Raw genomic sequence first — 15,353 nt, forward strand, 5'->3', positions numbered from 1 at the left:
CGGCGCGCTGTCCGTGTGGCGCCGCGCGCGCGTGGCGCCGCGCGCATCGGTTGCGCGCGGCACGCCGCATCACCCCGCGCGCTGCGCCTCCAGCCACGCCTGGAACATCAGCACCGTCCACAGCTGATGCTGCCAGTTCATCCGGCCCGTCTGGTGCTGGCGCCATAGCCGCTCGACCGCCGCCGCATCGAAGAAGCCTTCTTCGCGCAAGCGCGACGGCCGCAGCAGCGCCTCGGCCCAGTCGCGCAACGCGCCGCGCAGCCAGTGGTCGACGGGCGCGCAGAAGCCCTGCTTCGGCCGGTCGATCAGCGCGGACGGCACGTACCGGTCGAGCAGCCGGCGCAGCAGCGCCTTCGACTGCCCTTCCGGCAAGCGCACCGACGCCGGCACGCGCCACGCGAATTCGACGACGTGATGATCGAGGAACGGCATGCGCGTCTCGAGGCTCACGGCCATCGCCGCGCGATCGACCTTCGCGAGGATGTCGGTCGGCAGGTACGTGAGCGTGTCGATCGCCATCGCCTGCTCGGCGAAGCTCAGGTGCGCGGGCCACGCGGACACCGTGTCGAGCGGCGTCGGCGGCTCCTGCCCCGACAGCGCGATGCGTTCGGGATGATGCACCGACGACATCAGCAGCCGGTACAACCCGATGCGGCTCTCGGCCGTCATCACATGGCCGAGCTTGTGCAGGCGATCGCCGATGCGCGACGACGATTCGCGCGCCTCCACGCCGCCGCCCCACGCGCCCTGCGCGACGGCCGCGAGCTGGTCCGCGTGATCGGGCCGCAGCGCATGCAACGCGGCGGCGATCCGCGCGCGCACGGCGGCCGGCACGCGATGCAGCTTGCGCCACAGGCGCGGCGTCAGGAAATAGCGCGTATAGCCGCCGAACAGCTCGTCGCCTCCGTCGCCGGACAGGCTCACCTTCACGTGCCGGCGCGTCAGTTCGGAGACCAGAAAGGTCGGGATCTGCGACGCATCGGCGAACGGCTCGTCGTAGATCGACGGCAGCTTCGGTACGACGCCGAGCGCATGGTCGGCCGTCACGTAAAGCTCGGTATGGCGCGTGCCGAGATGGCGCGCGACCGCCTTCGCGTAACCGGCCTCGTCGTAGCCGGCCTCGTGAAAGCCGATCGTAAACGTGTCGACCGGCGTCGCCGATTGCGCCTGCATCAGCGCGACGATCGCCGACGAATCGATGCCGCCCGACAGGAACGCGCCGAGCGGCACGTCGGCTTCCATCTGCCGCGCGACGGCCTGACGCAGGATCGCGTCGAGCTGGCCGACGGCTTCGTCGGCGCTGCCCTCGAACGGCTCCGCGCGGCCCGCCTCGATCGCCTGTTCGAGCGTCCAGTACGCGCGCAGGCGCGGCGTGTCGCGCGCATGTTCGAACTGGATGTACGTGCCGGGCGGCAGCTTGCGGATGCCGCGGTAGATCGTGTAAGGCGCGGGCACGCTCGACTGGCGCAGGTACAGGCACAGCGCGTCGCGGTCGACCGTGCCGTCGAAGCCCGGATAACCGCGCAGCGCCTTCAGCTCGGACGCGAACACGAGCGCGTCGCCGATCCGCCCGTAGTAGAGCGGCTTCTCGCCGATCCGGTCGCGTGCGAGCGTCAGCACCCGCGACGCGCGATTCCACAGCGCGAACGCGAACATGCCGGTCGCGCGGCGCAACGTGGCCTCGACGCCCCACGCGACGATCGCCGCGATCAGCACCTCGCTGTCGGAGTGGCCGCGCCATACCGGTGCACGCCCCGCGCGCTCGAGCTCCGCGCGCAGTTCGCGATGGTTGTAGATTTCGCCATTGAAGACGAGGACGTAGCGGCCGCACGCGGAAGCCATCGGCTGCCGGCCGTGCACCGACAGGTCGACGATCGCGAGCCGCCGGTGGCCGAGCGCGATGCCGGCTTCCGGGTCGACCCAGATCCCCTGCCCGTCCGGCCCGCGATGCGCGAGGCTCGCCGTCATTCGCGCAAGCGTGCCGCGCGCTGTCTCCTCATCGAAGGCGACGCTATTCAGAAAGCCGTCGATTCCGCACATTGATTTGTCTGCCCCTGTTGACCTGTTCCGTCACGCGCGGCGCCACCTCGCGGGCCGCCGTCGGGCATGACGGTCGAGCCATATTACGAAGAAATAAATCAGCAATAATTCACCAGTGAATGTCGGCAGGGTTCGGAAAAAAATGGACGTCAAGCGCCGCGTGCATATGGCCGTATGACGGGGCCATATCGAATCGGACCAGATGGCCGGCAAGCATGGCAGACAAAAAAAGGGGCCGCATGCCGACGTGACGCCACCCCGCCCCGCCGCGTCAACCCGCGCCGGTCGCCCATTTCAGCAATTGCGCGACCTCGCGGAAATGCTGCGGCTGGATCGTGCCGTTCTCGGGCGTCGTCTCGTACAGCGCCTGCGCGAGCCCGACGTTCGCGAGCGTCGGGCGCAGCGCGTCCCGGGCCAGCCGCACGATCCGCTCGGCCGCGTCGCCCTCGCCGCGCGCGAGCACCCACGGCAGCGAGCCCATCCCGCCGTAGTAGAGCGCGACCGCGACGCGCGGCGAATAGACGACCACCGACGCATAGCCGATCCGGTCGGGCAGCGACGCGAACTGCGCTTCGCGCGCGAGCTGGCGGCGCTTCGCCTGGACGTGCGGATCGCCTTCGTCCTCCTTGTGCTCGCGCCGCACTTCGTCGATCGACATCTTCATCTTCTGGTTGAACTCGTGCCGCTGGTGCACGATGTCGATCAGCGCCATCACGATGTAGATCAGCGCGGCCCAGCCGAACAGCAGCATCAGCAGCTTCACGATCAGCGCGAGGATCGAGACCGGCCGCGTGAAGCCCGACTGCACGGCCGGATCGAGCGACTCGACGATCAGCCAGCCGAGCGTCGCGACGAGCAGCGCCGTCTTCAGCAGCATCTTCGCGAGGTTGACGAGGTTGCGCAGCGACCACAGGTTCTTCATCCCCTCGGCCGGATTGAGCCGCGACAACTGCGGCACGAGGCGGCTCCATGCCATCATGCCGCCCACCTGCACGAAGCCCGCGAGCAGCCCCGCCAGCAGGCCGGCGGCGACGATCTGCGCGGACAGCGTCGCCCAGTCGCGCGCGGCGCCGTCGATCAGCGTCGCGAGCCGCGCGGACGGATCGGCCGCGCCGACCGCGTCGAACACGAGCCGGAACAGCGCCTGCACGCGCGCGAACAGCGAACCGATGCCCACCGCGAGCGCCACGCACACGCCGACGAAGAACGCCGACGACACCGTCTCCGCGCTCTTCGGCACCTCGCCTTTCTCGCGCGCCTCGCGCAGGCGCTTCGCGGTCGGCTTCTGGTCCTTTTCGGCCATCCCGGCTCCGGCGCGCTCAGCCGCCGCCGTGCGCGGCGAACAGCGCGCGCAGCAGCGCCATCAGCCCGCTGTCGGGGCTCAGCAGCGCATGCAGCGACGCGTACACCACCGGCAGGAACAGGATCATCATCAGCAGCGCGAGCGCGCTCTTCAGCGGCTGCGAGAACACGAAGATGTTGAGCTGCGGCACCGCGCGGCCGACCAGGCCGACGCCGAGCTCGACGAGCACCAGCACGATCGTGACCGGCGCGGCGAGCTTCACCATCCATTCGAAGATCGTGTCGGTCTGACGCACGATGAAGGTCTGCAGCATCGACGAGAAATCGGGGCCGAGCGAGCCGATCGGCCACCACGCGTACGACTGCGCGAACAGTTGCACGAGCACCTGCAACCCGCCCGCCGTGACGAACAGCGCGATCGCGACGAAATTCAGGAATCCCGAGGTCGGGCCGCCCTCGTGCCCGCCCATCGGATCGAAGAACGCGGCGCTGCCGCTGCCGGTCTGGAAGTCGATCAGGTAGCCGACGCCCTGGATCGCGAACAGCACCGCGCTGAACGCGCCCGCGAGCAGCATGCCGACCATCGCCTCCTTCGCGACCAGCAGGCACCACATCAGGAACGGCAGCGCGGCCACCTGCGCGGCATCGATCGTCGGCGCGACGAACGCGGCGATCACGACCGCGATCCCGTTGCGCACGAGGCCCGTGATGATCTGCTCGTTGAACACCGGCACGACGAACATGATCGGCAGCAGGCGCGGCATCACGTAGAGCAGCGGCCGCAGCATGCCGGCGACGTCGTTGAAGCCTGCGGCCTGGTCTAGCATCGGCGCTCCGCGGCGGCGGGCGGGGCGGGATCGTCGGGCGCGGCGGAAGCGTCGGTTTCACCGGCGATTTCAGCGCCCGCGCCCGTTTCCGCGTCGGTCATTGCCGCATCGAACGCGGCGGCCGCCTCCGGCGGCGCGGACGCATGACCGGACGCATCGCCCGCGCCGGCCACCCAGGTGCCGCCCGTCGCGAAGCGCCGCACCGCGTAGCCGTCCGCGACTTCGTCGGCATCGCGCTCGACCCGCGCGGCGCGCGCGTGCAGCGCCTTCTCGCCGGCCTTCTCCAGCTTGTCCTCGGCGGCCTTCGCCTTGCGCGCGGCGCGCTGCAGGTCGGCGAGGGTCGCCTCGTGGCCACGATGCACGTGCGCGGCTTCGCTCACCGACGCGTTCGCGGTGCCGATATGCCGGTCGAACGTGCGCGTATCGGCCGCCGCGTTCTGCAATGCGCGCGCTTCGCGCACGTCGTCGGCGAGGCGCGTCTGGATCGCGGCCTTCGCGGCGACCTGCTGCGCGAGCTGCGCCTGCGCGGCCGCCAGCGTGCGCCGGCTCTGCGCGGCGATGCCCTGCTGGCGTGCGGCCGCGACGCGCGCGATCTGGCTGCGCATCTCGCGCACGCGCTTCAGGCGGGCGAGCGTCGCGAGCACGAGGCGGTCGTCGGCTTCAGACATGATCGTTCGCCAGCTTCGTCAGCTTCGCGAGCAGCGCGTCGAAACGCACGTCCTCGTCCGACGCCTGCGCGCAGAACGCGCCGATCGCGTCGCGCGCCCGCAGCGCGAGATCGCCGAGCCGGTCGCTGCCTTCGCGATACTCGCCGATCTGCACGAGCAGTTCGATCTCCTGATACTTTGCGATCAGCTCGCGCACGCGCGCGGCCGCATGCTGGTGCGCGCGGCTCGCGACGAGCGGCATCACGCGCGACAGGCTCGCGAGCACGTCGATCGCCGGATAGCGGTTCGCGAGCGCGATCTTGCGCGACAGCACGATATGGCCGTCGAGGATCGAGCGCACTTCCTCGGCGATCGGGTCCGATTCCTCGTCGCCTTCGACGAGCACCGTGTAGAGCGCGGTGATCGACCCGTGCGCGCCCTGCCCCGCGCGTTCGAGCAGGCGCGGCAGCACCGCGAACGTCGACGGCGGAAAGCTGCGCCGCGTCGGCGGCTCGCCGCTCGCGAGGCCGACCTCGCGCTGCGCGCGTGCGAAACGCGTCAGCGAATCGACCAGCAGCAGCACGCGCTTGCCCGCATCGCGGAAGTGCTCGGCGATCGCGGTGGCCACGAGCGCGGATTTCACGCGCTCCATCGCGGGGCGGTCCGACGTCGACACGACGACGATCGAACGCGCGCGCACCTCGGGCGACAGGCTGTGCTCGATGAATTCGCGCACTTCGCGGCCGCGTTCGCCGACCAGCGCGATCACGTTCACGTCGGCCTGCGCGCCGCGCGCGATCATTCCGAGCAGCGTGCTCTTGCCGACGCCCGACGGCGCGAAGATGCCGACGCGCTGCCCGATGCCGAGCGTCATCAGCCCGTCGATCACGCGCACGCCGGTCGGAAACGGCGTGTCGATCATCTTGCGCGCGAGCGGGTTCGGCGGGTCCTGCTGCGTCGACACCCACGCGGCGCCCGTCACCGGCCCGCGATCGTCGAGCGGCCGGCCGAGCCCGTCCAGCACGCGGCCGAACAGCCCTTCGCCCACCGGAAACACATGCTCGCGCCCGGACGGCACGACGGTCGTCTCCGGCGACAGCCCGGCCACGTCACCGAGCGGCGTGAGCAGCGTCGTCTGCCGCGAGAAGCCGACCACCTCCGCAAGCAGCGTCGGCTGGTTCGGCGTGCGCAGCTCGCAGATTTCGCCGAGCCGCGCGCGGATGCCCGTCGCATTCAATATCTGCCCGACCGCGTGGTTGACGCGGCCCTGCACCGACACCGGCGAGAAGAACGCGAGCCCCGCGTCGAGTTCGCCGACGAGGCGGCCGCGATCGAACGGCGTGCCGTCCTCGTCGCCGAACGATGGCTGGTCGTCGAGCGGCGCGTTCATCGCGCGGCGCCCTTCAGCGCGTCGCGGCGAATCGCCTGGCGCAACGCGTCGATCTGCAGGTCGAGGCTCGCGTCGATGCGCCCGGACGGCGTCTCGACCGTGCATGCGTGGCGTTCGAGCTGCGCGTCCTCGACGATGCGGATCTTCTGCCGGTTCGACTGCCCCGCGAACGCGCCGTCGAGTGCGTCGCGCATCTCGTCCGTGCGGCCGGGCGCGATGCGCACGATCAGGAACGCCTCGTCGCGCACGAGCGGCGCGATCCGCGCGAGCGCGGCCTCGTACAGCTTCTGCGTGCTCATCTCGCCGACGATCGCGCGTACGGCCTTCACGACGATATCGGCCATCGCGTCCTTCATCGTCTCCATCGTGCGCGTGGCGGCGAGCGCCTGCGTGTAGGCCTGCGCGGCCTGCTCGCGCTGCGCGCGGCGCATGCCTTCGTCGTAGCCGGCCGCCTGGCGCTTGTCGAATTCGCGCTGCGCATCGGCGACGATGCGCGCCGCCTCTTCATGCGCGGTCGCGATCACCGCGGACGCGTCGAGCAGCGCCGCGTATTCGCGCTCCTTGAGCACCTTGCGCTCCGACAGCAGTTGCAGGTTATCGCTCGTGATCAGAAAAGCCAGTCCCATGACGCAAGCCTCTCGGGAATCAGAAACAGGAACATCAGTTCGCCGAACTGGTCGCGCTGCGCGCGGTTCAGCCAGTACGGCGCTTCGTCGTCGATCGCGCGGTTGAATTTCAGGCGCACGCGCCGCGCCACCGCGTCGCCGGCCACGCCGATGAAATCGGCGAGCAGCCGCCCGCCGCGCGCGCGGATCACGACCGGCAGCGCGGCGGGATCGGCGCGCCACGGTTCGAGCGTTTCGGCGAGCGCGCCGAATTCCGGCGCGCGTTCGAGCGCGAGTTCGAGCGCATCGCCGCCGAGCCGCGCCGCGACTTCCGCGCGGATACGCCGCCCGGCCAGCGCGTCGCGCAGCCACGCGCGATGCAGCAGCAGCCCCGCATACGCGGCCAGTTGCTCGAGCGCCGCGCCCGGCAGCAGCGCGAGCCGCGCGCACGGGTTCGCCACGTCGAAGTCGTGCCGGTCGGCCACGCCGTTGACGTCGAGCAGGTGCCGCGCGAGCAGCTTGCGGCCGGCCGCGCCGAACGCGTCCGGCGAACGGTAGCGCGCGGGCCAGTCGGCCGGCACGCGCGTCACGTGCAGATAGCGGTCGGGCCGCAGGTTGAAGTCGCAAACCAGCGCATGAAACGCGGCGGCACGTGCGGCCGGCGGCGGCCCAAGCGGCTGCAGCCACGGCAGCGGCGCCGCCTCGGCTGCGGCGGCCGCATCGCCCCGCGGCAGCGCGTGCGGATCGCTCATGCGCCGTCGCGCGCGCCGTCCGGCGTACGCAGCCCGCCGCCCGCCTGCTGCGCGGCCGCACCGCCGCCGTTCGCGCCGCGCGGCGCGCCGAGCAGGCCCGCGAGCCGCACGCCGAACATCCCGCGTCGTGCCGCCGACAGCGCGATCACGGCGCAGGTCAGCAGGATCAATGCGAACACCAGCCAGCCGAGCGGCGAGCGCAGCCGCAGGATGTCCGACACCGCGCTGCCGATCCCGTCCACGCGCGTCGCGCGCGCGGCGGCCGGCTGCAGGAACAGCGACACGTTGTCGTACTGCAGCCCTTCGATGCTGTGCGCGACGAGATCCTTGACCATCGGCGCCATCGCGCGCAGGTCGACGCCCTGCCGGTAGCGGATGTACACCGCTGCCGACGACGGCTTGATCTTGTCCGCGAGCGGATCGTTCTCCGGAATCACAACCTGCACGCGCGCGACCACCACGCCCTCGATGTCCTGCAACGTGCGCGACAGGTCCTGCGACACGCCGTACAGGTAGCGCACGCGCTCCTCGGCCGGCGTCGACACGAGGCCCTGCTTCTGGAACAGCTCGCCGAGGCTCGCATAGCTCGGCTTCGGCAGCCCGTTCGCCTGCAGCACCGTGAGCGCCGACTGCATGTCGCCGTCCGCGACGCTCACGAGCCACGCGTTGCGGTCCGACGTGTCGCGCGCATCGTTGTCCTTCGACGCGCTGATGCCCGCGTCGCCGAGCACCGCGACCATCTGGTTCGCGTCGCGCTCCGACAGGCCCGAGTACAGCTCCTTCTGGCACCCGGCCAACAGCACGAGCAGCCCCGTGAGCAGCGCGCGCGCCGCCCGGCTGCGCCACGCATGCATGCGCGGCGTCGAATCGATCGTCGTCATCGTTTGTCCGCTTCAGGGCGCGTGAGGCCGCATCCGGCCCACGCGCACTATCACTCCTGCGTCTTCAGCACGGTATGCGTGAAGCCGTTCGCCGCCTGCGCAACCGACAGGCTCAACTGGTATTCCGAAATCGTGGTGGTTGCCGTCCACTGGAAATCCATCGCCTTCACCATCGTCATCAGCGGGTCGCTGCGGCTGTCCGCCATCGACGTCAGCATCTCGCTGCGGTGCTTGTCGATGTTCGCGTACCGCGAATCGAGATCGTTGCCGTACGTGCGCAACCGCTCGACGAGCGACGACTGGTTCGCCTGCGCGGGCGTCATCTGCACGGCCGGCGCCGCATCCGCCGGCGCGCGCGACATCGCGACGCCCGACGAAGACGGCGGGGCGGCCGACGACGCGCCCGGCTGCATCAGCGCATCGAACTGGCGCACCTGCGCCGGATCGGACGTCGCGCCCGTTTGCTGCGCGGCACTCGCGAGCGCGGCTGCGCCCGGCGCCGCCGCGCCTACGCCTGTTACCGACATGATCGTGTCCTCCTTGACCGGCAGAGCCGGGAACGGGCCGGCCGGCACGCACATACGCCACGCCGGGCGCCCGTCACGGGCGGCCCCGGCACTCGGCGTCGCGCGGCACGGCCGGCGACCGGCGTCACGCGCGGCCGGCGGAACTCAGGTGTTGCGCAACCTGGGCGTTCGCCGTCCCTTCCTGCGCGGTCACTGCGTTGCTGGTTTCGAACGTCGCAGTCGATTGCTGAACCTGGAAGTTGATCTTCGTCAGTTCGAGCTGCGTCTTGGTCAGGTCGTCGGCCTGTTGCTGGACCTGCTTCGTGTCGGTTGCACTACTCGTGGGACCCGGCATGATTCGCTCCTTTACGTGAAGTTCACTTGCGTTGCCGGCGGCAGCCCCATGCCCCGCCGATGACGTGACGCGCCGCCTGCCGGCGACGTGTCGCGTAATGCGCGCACCGCGAAACGCGCTGCGCCTGATCCGTCGCGACGCTAATGCGCCGCCTCCTTCGTCGATGCACCGGCCGCCGGCTCGCCCGGCAACAGCGTCGGCCCCGGCACCGGCTGCGCGACGCCCGCGGCCGCGCCGCTCGCGAGCGGCGCCACGGGCGGCGCCGGCGCCTGCTCGGGCGCACGCGCCGACGGGCCGCCGAGCGGCATCGTGATGCGCTGGCCGTTGCGCTCGAACACCACTTCGTCCGGGCCGATCGACACGACGGTCGCGCCCTCCTTGAGCCGCGCGCCTTCGAAATAGCGGCTGCCGTCGACCGTCTCGATGTAGCGCTGGTCGCCGTCGCCGGCGAACACGGTCGTGATCTCCGGAATGCCGGCCGTGCCGCCGAGCGTCGTCGCCGTGCGCGGCGCGGCCGCATCGGCATCGCGCACGTGATCGACCACCTCGAGCGCCGGGCGGGCGTCCTTCATGTAGTTGCGGATGCGCGGCTCGATCTGCGCGCGCGCGGCCGTGCCCGTCAGCTCGATCCGGCCGCGGCCGAGATACGTGACCGTCAGCGCCGTATCGCTGAAATAGGTCTGCGCGGTCGCGACCAGATCGCTGACCACATAGATGTTGCCGAGCGCCGCGTTGTCGACGCCCGCGACGATCTGCGCGACGCGCTCGCGCGCGGCCGGGTCGCTCACGTAGCCCGACACGATCACGCCGTCGTCGCGCGGCGCGACGGCCAGCTCCGGATACGCGTGCAGCAACTGCTGCAGCCGGTGCGTGCGCGCGAGCACCGATTCGTGCTGCCACGGCAGCCGCCCCGACCACGCGACAAAGCCGTAGCCGAGCGCGCCGAGCAGCACGCCTACCCACAGCGCGACCAGCGCGATCACGAGCCGCCGGCTGCCGAGGCGGCGCAGCCCACCGGTGAGCCAGCCGAGCCACGCGGCCTCGCGCGCGGCGTCCGGCGCATCGGTTTCGTCGGGCACCGCGACACTCGCCTGCGCATGCCGCGCGATGCCGAGCCGGATCGAGCCGACCGTCACGACGTCGTTCGGCGTCAGCGAGCGGCGGCCGGTGCCGAGCGGCGCGTCGTTGAACAGCACCGGCGCGCCGGTGTCGCCGCCGTGGTTCTGCACCGTCACCGCGAGCGCGCCGACCTGCAGGCACACCTGTTTCGCGCCGATCTCGCGATCGGGCAGGATCACTTCGCAGTCGGCCGCCGTACCGACCCAGTTCGCGCCGCGCGCGAGCGACATCGTGCGGCCGTACATCGGCCCGCTCAGGAAGCACAGGTTCCACGGCGACGCGAGCGCGGCCGAACCGGCCCCTGCGCCTCCCGCGCCGCCGGGCAATGCGCCGTCGCCGTGCGGATCAATGATGCTCGTCGACATGCGTGACCACTCCTGCGGTCGTCGCCGGCTGCGACGCCGCACCCTGCGGCGGCGGCAACGCGGGCGGACCGAACTTCGTGCCGGGCAGCGGCTTCGGTGTCAGCGGCACCGCGACGTCGTTGTCCGGCGGGCGATACATCGACATCCCTTCCTGGCTCGCCGGACCGTCGGCGCCCGGGTTCACGGGCGCGCCGTCCGGCGCGTACATCGACGCGCTCGTCACGACGCGCGGCGTCAGCAGGTAGAACCGCTCCATGTGATTGCCGGACTTGTCGGTGTACTTGAACAGGTTGCCGATCAGCGGGATGTCGGACAGCCAGGGCACGCCACTCTTGTTCAGCCGCACCTCGTCGTCGTTGAACCCAGCGATCAGCAGGCTCTTGCCTTCGTCGATCATCGTCTTCGTGACGATGTTGCGCTGCTGGATCACCGGCACGTTCGACACCGCCTGCCCCGGCACGATGTTGCCGTCCTGGATGTCGATCGACATCATCACGCTCTGCGGGCTGCCGGACACGGCCGCCGCGTTGCGGATCGCCTCGTCGACGATCATCGGCGTCACCTTGATGCTCGTGCCGGTCGTCACGCTGTACAGCGACGAATCCTGGTAGCCCGGCACCTGCACGTAGAACTGCGTGAGGTTCTCGAGGATCGCCTCGGTGTTGTCGAGCGCGAGCACCTTCGGCTTCGATCGCAGCTGCGCCTGGCCCTTCTGCGCGAGCGCGTTCACGCGCGTGAGCAGGTAATTGCGCAGCGAGCCGCCGATCGACGCGGTCAGCGCGATGCCGGTCGGCATGAAGGCGCCCGTCTGCCCGGTTTCCGACGTGCCGATGCCGAACGTCAGCGGCGGGTTGCCGACGCCGTTGTACTGCGTGTTGCCGTTCAGCGCGTTCTGGCCGTTGCCGATCTGCACGTCGCCGTGCGTCGTGTGCAGGCGCCAGTCGATCCCGAGGCTGTCGAGCGAATCCTCGTTGATGTCGATGATCGTCACGTTGATCTCGACGATGCGCGGCCGCTCGTCGAGCTGGCCGATCAGCGACTGGTAGCGATACATGTTCTCCGGCAGGTCGCGCACGATCACGGCATTGATCGCCGGATCGGCGACGATCTGCGGCAGCGTGTCGCCGCCGTTGTTCGAGAACGGCGAGAACCCGCCGCCCGTGCTGCCGTCCGCCCCGCCATAACCGCCCTGCCGCGGGCCGCCGGAGATGTCGGGAAAGTCGAGCCGCGGCACCGCGATCGTCAGCCCCGAGCCGAGCTTCACCTGGCGCGCGGCCTGCCCGAGCGGCGTGCTCGACGGCGCCGCGGTCGTGCCGCCGCCCTTGCCGAACAGCTTGCGCAGGATCGTCGCGACGCCCGGCACCGTCACTTCCTTGCCCGAGCGGTTGATCGTGAAGTCCGACGCCCAGCCGTATTTCAGCCGGAACGCGCGGATATCCGCATGCGCGCCGTTCGCCGCCGGATCGCCGACCGAGCCGACCGCCTGTCGCACGAGTTCGACATAGCGGCGCGGGCCGGCCACGTACACGCTGTTCGCGCGGTCGTTGATCACCAGCGTGTAGCGCTTGTCCGGAATCTGCATCGCCTGCAGCGCGCGGCCGATTTCGCCGGATGCGTTCGGCGGGATCGGGATCATCTGCGTCTGCGACTGGTCGGCCGGATCGACGTACAGGAACGAGCCGTCGTAGTACCACGTGAGCCCGTAGGTCGAGCAGATCGTGTCGAGCGTCTGCTGCGGCGTGCCGGAGAAGCGGCCGCTGATCACGCCGTCGACCTTCGGGTCGACCACCGCCGTCACGCCCTGCGACGACGCAAGCTCGCGGATGAAGTCGCCGATCTTCTTGCCGTTCGCGACGATCGTGAACGGCTTGTTGCGCCAGCGCAGGTCCGCGGCGCGCGCAGGCTGCGCGGGCGCCATGCACAGCGACGCCGTGAGCAGCGCGGTCGCGCACACGGCAAGCGCGGCCCGTTGCAGGCTGCGCGGTTGAAACCGGATCGAGGCGACGCGTCGACGCATCAAAGGACTCCTGTGGAAGAAACGAACATGCGTTCCAGCGCCTGCTGCGCGAAGCGCAGCACTTCGCCGCCGAGCCAGCCCGACAGCAGCACGAGCGCGACCATCACGGCGATCAGCCGCACCGCGATGCCGATATTGGCGTCCTGCACCTGCGTGACGGCCTGCAGGATCGCGACGACGAGGCCCGTGACGGTCGCGATCAGCACGATCGGCAGCGACAGCAGCAGCACGAGCATCAGCGCCTGGCGCGTGAGGTCGAGGATCGTCGAGCTCGTCATTGCACGGCTCCCGGCGCGCGCACGTCGGCGCCCGCGCCGACCGTGCCGTCGTCCGGCGGGTTCTTCACCCAGCCGACCGTATGCAACTGCACGTCCTCCTCGACTTCCTGGTACGACAGCACCGCGAGTTCGGGCAGCACCGGCTGCAGGATCGTCTTCACGTAGCGGCGCGCGCCGAGCGCGACCATCACCGCGAGCCGCGCGGCGCCCTGCGCGTTGCCATGGCCGCCGGGGCCGGCCGCCTGCGCGGCCTGCACGATCGCGCGCACCTGTTCGCCGATGTCCTGCTTGACCGCGCTCGACAGCGCGAGGAAATTGCCCTGCTTCGTGCGCATCACCGCGCTCTCGATCCGCTCCTGCAGGTTCTGCTCGAACAGCACGACCCGCAGCTGGCGCGCCGTGCCCGCGTGACGGTCGGTGATCATCCGGCGCAGGTCGACGCGCACGAGCTCGACCAGCGCGATCACGTCGTCGGGCTCGTTCGGCGCCCACGTGATCAGGCTCTCGAAGATCACGCGCAAATTGCGGATCGGCACCTGTTCGGCGAGCAGCCGGCGCAGCACTTCGGTCACGCGCTGCAGCGGCACGAGCCGCGTCAGTTCGCCGACGAGCTCCGGATGATCGCGGCGCACCAGATGCACGAGCGCCTGCGTCTCCTGGATGCCGAGCAATTCGTCCGCATGCTGGCGCACGATCTGCTCGACGTGCGCGGCAAGCGCGCTCTCGCTCGACAGCCACTTGCCGTCCGGCGCCGCGCCGTCGGGCTTGATCCACAGCGCGGTCTCGAACGGGCCGAACGCCTCGGCCGGCTGGCGCTCCGCGCGCTCGGGCAGCGGCGCGACGCCGTCCCACAGCAGCCAGCCCGGCTTCAGCGCGCCGTGCGCGACGAGCACGTCCTGCAGGTAGATCCGGTACGTGCCGGCCGCCGCGCCTTCGTCGTCGTTCAGCGTGATGCGCGGAAACACCGTGCCGATGTCCGCGTCGACGCGCGCCTTCGCGCTCGACAGCGCCGCCTGCAGTTGCGCGAGGTTCAGGCTCGTGCGCAGGTCGTCGGACAGCGACACCGCGATCAGCGACGTGACGCCCGCCGCGTGCGACACCTTCGCGGGCTCGCCGTCGTCGGCCGCGCCGACGCGCCCGGCGACATGAATCAGGTTGAAGCTCGGCGCGGACGTCTTGCGCTTGAGTTGCGAGACCGCGAAGGCGCCGAGGCCCAGCGCGATCAGCGCGAACGACCATTTCGGAAAACCGGGCACGACGAGAAAGCCGGTCAGCACGAACGCCGCGATCAGCAGCGCGCGCGGATGCGCACCCAGTTGCTCGCCGAGCTGTTCGCCGAGCTGGCGCTGCCGCGCATCGCGCGTCGCGACGCGCGTCGTCACGATGCCGGCCGCGATCGACACGAGCAGCGACGGAATCTGCGACGCCATCCCGTCGCCGACCGTCAGGATTGCGTAGCGCTGCAGCGCCTCGCCGATGTCCATCCCGTGCATCAGCGTGCCGACCGCGATCCCCGCGACGATGTTGATGAACGCGATCACGAGGCCCGCGATCGCGTCGCCCTTCACGAACTTCATCGCGCCGTCCATCGCGCCGTGCATCTGCGATTCCTGCTCGAGCTTCTCGCGGCGCTCGCGCGCTTCGTCGGCGCTGATGATGCCCGCGCGCAGGTCGGCGTCGATGCTCATCTGCTTGCCCGGCATCGCGTCGAGCGAGAAGCGCGCGCCGACTTCGGCCACCCGCTCCGACCCTTTCGCGATCACGATGAACTGCACGACCGCGATCACGAGGAACACCACGCCGCCCACCACCACGTTGTTGCCGACCACCAGCCGCCCGAACGCGTCGATCACGTGGCCGGCGTTCGCATGCAGCAGGATCAACTTGCACGACGCGATGTTCAGCGCGAGCCGGAACAGCGTCGTGAACAGCAGCAGCGCGGGAAACGACGAGAAGCTGACCGCCGACGGTACGTAGGTCGACACCGTCAGCAGCACGACGCTCGCCGCGAGATTCAGCGAGATCATCCCGTCGAGCGCGGTCTGCGGCAGCGGCAGGATGAACAGCGCGACGACCGCGACGATGAAGGTTGCGAGAAACAGGTCGGCGCGCGGCGAGGCGCCTCCGAGGCGCCGTCCGGACACGCCGCGGCCGGCGGAAAACAACCGCTGCCAGTCGCGGGAGAGCGCCTTCGGTTCAGCCATCGTGCCGTTGTCCTGTCGTTATCGCCGGCTGGCACGGGCAACCCTTCCCCGTGCTGCGCGGACCG

The 15,353-nt window shown here is 70.4% G+C and carries 14 protein-coding genes; all 14 read right to left on the reverse strand.

The window, feature by feature from the left end; genetic code table 11:
* Positions 1-69: 69 nt before the first annotated feature.
* A complete protein-coding gene (gene asnB, locus HWW87_RS20345) occupies positions 70-2,040 on the reverse strand; it encodes an asparagine synthase (glutamine-hydrolyzing) (protein WP_175821849.1) in 1,971 nt (656 codons plus the stop codon).
* A 271-nt stretch (positions 2,041-2,311) separates the two neighbouring features.
* Entirely contained in the window at positions 2,312-3,343 is a 1,032-nt protein-coding gene (locus tag HWW87_RS20350; RefSeq protein WP_175821850.1) for an EscU/YscU/HrcU family type III secretion system export apparatus switch protein, read from the reverse strand.
* Between the two features lie 16 nt (positions 3,344-3,359).
* Positions 3,360-4,169 (reverse strand): type III secretion system export apparatus subunit SctT, encoded by an 810-nt coding sequence (gene sctT, locus HWW87_RS20355; RefSeq protein WP_175821851.1) that lies wholly within the window; start codon positions 4,167-4,169, stop codon positions 3,360-3,362.
* Complete coding sequence (locus HWW87_RS20360; RefSeq protein WP_175821852.1) at positions 4,163-4,837, reverse strand: hypothetical protein; 675 nt, start codon at positions 4,835-4,837, stop codon at positions 4,163-4,165. Before HWW87_RS20360 ends, sctT begins: the two co-directional genes overlap by 7 nt.
* Positions 4,830-6,206, reverse strand: coding sequence for a type III secretion system ATPase SctN (gene sctN / locus HWW87_RS20365; protein ID WP_175821853.1), 1,377 nt, complete (start codon positions 6,204-6,206; stop codon positions 4,830-4,832). The genes HWW87_RS20360 and sctN overlap by 8 nt, the downstream gene beginning before the upstream one ends.
* The gene (gene sctL / locus HWW87_RS20370) at positions 6,203-6,832 is read right to left on the reverse strand and encodes a type III secretion system stator protein SctL (RefSeq protein ID WP_027781117.1); all 630 of its coding nucleotides are present in this window, start codon (positions 6,830-6,832) and stop codon (positions 6,203-6,205) included. Before sctL ends, sctN begins: the two co-directional genes overlap by 4 nt.
* The gene (locus HWW87_RS20375) at positions 6,814-7,563 is read right to left on the reverse strand and encodes a SctK family type III secretion system sorting platform protein (protein ID WP_175821854.1); all 750 of its coding nucleotides are present in this window, start codon (positions 7,561-7,563) and stop codon (positions 6,814-6,816) included. The genes sctL and HWW87_RS20375 overlap by 19 nt, the downstream gene beginning before the upstream one ends.
* Positions 7,560-8,444 carry a type III secretion inner membrane ring lipoprotein SctJ gene (gene sctJ / locus HWW87_RS20380; protein ID WP_175821855.1) on the reverse strand — a complete coding sequence of 295 codons (885 nt, stop codon included), beginning with the start codon at positions 8,442-8,444 and terminating at the stop codon, positions 7,560-7,562. The genes HWW87_RS20375 and sctJ overlap by 4 nt, the downstream gene beginning before the upstream one ends.
* 50 nt (positions 8,445-8,494) lie before the next feature.
* A complete protein-coding gene (locus HWW87_RS20385) occupies positions 8,495-8,971 on the reverse strand; it encodes a hypothetical protein (protein ID WP_175821856.1) in 477 nt (158 codons plus the stop codon).
* A gap of 124 nt (positions 8,972-9,095) precedes the next feature.
* The gene (locus HWW87_RS20390) at positions 9,096-9,305 is read right to left on the reverse strand and encodes a hypothetical protein (RefSeq protein ID WP_175821857.1); all 210 of its coding nucleotides are present in this window, start codon (positions 9,303-9,305) and stop codon (positions 9,096-9,098) included.
* Between the two features lie 140 nt (positions 9,306-9,445).
* The gene (sctD, locus tag HWW87_RS20395; protein WP_175821858.1) at positions 9,446-10,789 is read right to left on the reverse strand and encodes a type III secretion system inner membrane ring subunit SctD; all 1,344 of its coding nucleotides are present in this window, start codon (positions 10,787-10,789) and stop codon (positions 9,446-9,448) included.
* Positions 10,770-12,806 (reverse strand): type III secretion system outer membrane ring subunit SctC, encoded by a 2,037-nt coding sequence (sctC, locus tag HWW87_RS20400; RefSeq protein WP_175821859.1) that lies wholly within the window; start codon positions 12,804-12,806, stop codon positions 10,770-10,772. The genes sctD and sctC overlap by 20 nt, the downstream gene beginning before the upstream one ends.
* The gene (gene sctS, locus HWW87_RS20405; protein WP_006480854.1) at positions 12,806-13,084 is read right to left on the reverse strand and encodes a type III secretion system export apparatus subunit SctS; all 279 of its coding nucleotides are present in this window, start codon (positions 13,082-13,084) and stop codon (positions 12,806-12,808) included. Before sctS ends, sctC begins: the two co-directional genes overlap by 1 nt.
* Positions 13,081-15,288 (reverse strand): type III secretion system export apparatus subunit SctV, encoded by a 2,208-nt coding sequence (gene sctV, locus HWW87_RS20410; RefSeq protein WP_175821860.1) that lies wholly within the window; start codon positions 15,286-15,288, stop codon positions 13,081-13,083. Before sctV ends, sctS begins: the two co-directional genes overlap by 4 nt.
* Positions 15,289-15,353: the final 65 nt, after the last annotated feature.

Origin of the sequence: Burkholderia sp. BCC0419 (genome assembly GCF_902830285.1) — a bacterium.
Classification (GTDB): domain Bacteria; phylum Pseudomonadota; class Gammaproteobacteria; order Burkholderiales; family Burkholderiaceae; genus Burkholderia.